The 2383-nt window shown below is 46.0% G+C and carries 2 protein-coding genes and 1 pseudogene; 2 read left to right on the forward strand and 1 reads right to left on the reverse strand.

Features of this window, described 5'->3' with window-relative positions:
- Positions 1-1145 (reverse strand): NCS2 family permease (locus K6C05_RS01665; protein WP_296730618.1); only part of this gene is annotated, 1145 nt, incomplete at its 3' end.
- Between the two features lie 162 nt (positions 1146-1307).
- Here K6C05_RS01665 and K6C05_RS01670 point away from each other — a divergent pair.
- The gene (locus tag K6C05_RS01670; protein WP_296730619.1) at positions 1308-1769 is read left to right on the forward strand and encodes an N-acetyltransferase; all 462 of its coding nucleotides are present in this window, start codon (positions 1308-1310) and stop codon (positions 1767-1769) included.
- A pseudogene (locus K6C05_RS01675) lies at positions 1766-2383 on the forward strand (3-deoxy-7-phosphoheptulonate synthase); the annotation flags it as partial. The gene K6C05_RS01670 and the pseudogene K6C05_RS01675, both read left to right, overlap by 4 nt.

Genomic DNA, 2383 nt, shown 5'->3' on the forward strand with positions numbered 1-2383 from the left:
TGCTGCATCATCAGGAATCCGACAACTATCAATGCGGGTGATGTAGCGAATGAAGGAATTGCCAGGAAAATAGGAGAGAAGAAGAGTGCCAAAAGGAACAGCAGCCCTGCAGCAAGTGCTGTAAGACCGGTTTTGCCGCCTTCGGCAATACCTGCAGAGGATTCAACGAATGTAGTGATTGTTGAAGTACCTGCCAGTGAGCCTGCAGTTGTTCCAATGGCATCTGTCAGCAGTACGCTGCGGATATTGGGCAGCTTTCCGTTTTTGTCCAGCAGATTTGCCTTGGAGGCACAGCCAATGACTGTACCAAGGGTATCAAACAGATCCACGAACAGGAAAGCCAGCAGAACCGATAAGAAATTGATGCTCATTATGGAGTTGAAATCAAGAGCCATAAAGGTAGGGGAAAGTGATGCGGGCATGGACACAAGTCCTGAAGGAAACAGGCTAAAATGTCCTGTTTCTGGATTTGGAACATAAATTCCCGCAACCTGACAGATCATGCCAAGTCCCCAGGTAAGCAGGATTCCCCATAGGATTGAGCCCATTACCTTGCGGATCATCAGGAAGGATGATGCAAGAAGGCCAATCAGTGCCAGTAATACAGTGATTCCTTCCGTTTGGAATGTTCCGTTTTCAATGGATTCCCTGAAGGAAAAGAGTTTTACGAGTGTGGGGCCGTCCACAACTATATGGGCATTCTGCAGGCCGATAAAACATATGAACAGACCTATGCCTACAGTAACTGCAATTTTCAGTGACATGGGAATCGCATTGAAGATTGCTTCACGGACATTGGTTATAGAGAGTACGATAAAAATAATACCTTCGATAAATACCGCTGCCAGTGCCTGCTGCCAGGTATAGCCCATACTGATAACAACGGTGTAGGCGAAATAGGCATTGAGTCCCATTCCGGCTGAGAGTACGAGGGGCATGTTGGCAAGGAATGCCATGCACAGTGTGGTCAGACCTGATATAAGAGCGGTGGCTGTGAATACCGCACCTGCATCCATGCCTGTAGCACCCAGTATCAATGGGTTGACAGCAAGGATATAAGCCATGGTCATAAAGGTTGTAAGCCCCGCCATTAGCTCAGTTCTGACCGTTGTACCATGCTCCTTCAATTTGAAGAAGTTTTCCATTTTAATTATAGACCTCCTTGGTTAAAATGTGATACACGGTACATAATAGCAAAAATGGGTTGCTGTTTCAACAGGAAGGGGACATGAAAAATTTTATCACTAAGTTGGCTTACAGAAGTATTTGTGATATTATAGTTTGCGGTGAACGTGAGGTGCATTGGAATGATATACAGGAAACCAAACTTCGGGGATATTGAGTCAATATTTGAGCTGGTTAACAGTTATGCTAATGATGGTGTTATGCTGGCCAGATCCCGTAATACACTGTATGAGACCATAAGGGACATGATTGTGGCTGAGGACGAGAATGGCAATATTGTAGGCGTGGGGGGACTCCACGTTATTTGGAACGAACTGGCAGAAATCCGTACTATGGCAGTGTCCCAGGATCATACGCGTCAGGGTATAGGTGCTGAAATCGTGCACCGTCTGTTGGATGAGGGGCGTGCTATTGGCGTTAAGCGTTTTATTACCCTTACATATAAACCGGGATTCTTTCAGACTATTGGTTTTCGCACCATTACCAAGGAGCAGCTGCCCCATAAGGTTTGGAAAGAATGCATTGACTGTCCGAAATTCCCGAATTGTGATGAAATAGCAATGACATTGGAGGAACCGTTATGATTATAGTTATGAGTCCGGGTGCAACAAAGGAAAACCTGAATCGTGTACAGGATAAATTGAAACAGTTAGGCCTCAGAGCACATCTCTCTGAAGGTGAAGACCGTACCATCGTTGGTGTAATCGGAGACAAAAAAATCATCGCGAATCTTCAGATGAACATGATGGAGGGCGTGGAGAAGACTGTCCGCATTACTGAGAAATACAAGCTGGTTAGCCGTGATTTTCATCCCCTTGATACAGTTGTAGATGTGGGGGGTGTGAAGATAGGCGGGGAGCACCTTGTTATAATGGCGGGACCATGTGCTGTTGAGAGCGAAGAGCAGTTAAGGGAGGCAGCCCACGAGGTGAAATTGGGAGGAGCTGATTTCCTTCGTGGCGGTGCCTTTAAGCCACGTACATCTCCCTATGATTTTCAGGGACTTGCAGAAAAAGGACTTAAGATGCTCAGAGATGCTGCAGATGCTGAGGGACTTAAGGTCATCACTGAAATCGTTGACCGGGATGATATAGCGCTCATGAGAGAGTATACTGATGTATTCCAGGTTGGTGCAAGGAATATGCAGAATTTCCAATTACTCAAGGCCCTTGGAAAAACTGATAAACCTGTGCTGTTG

It is taken from the genome of Anaerovibrio sp. (genome assembly GCF_024697385.1).
Taxonomy (GTDB): Bacteria; Bacillota; Negativicutes; order Selenomonadales; family Selenomonadaceae; genus Anaerovibrio.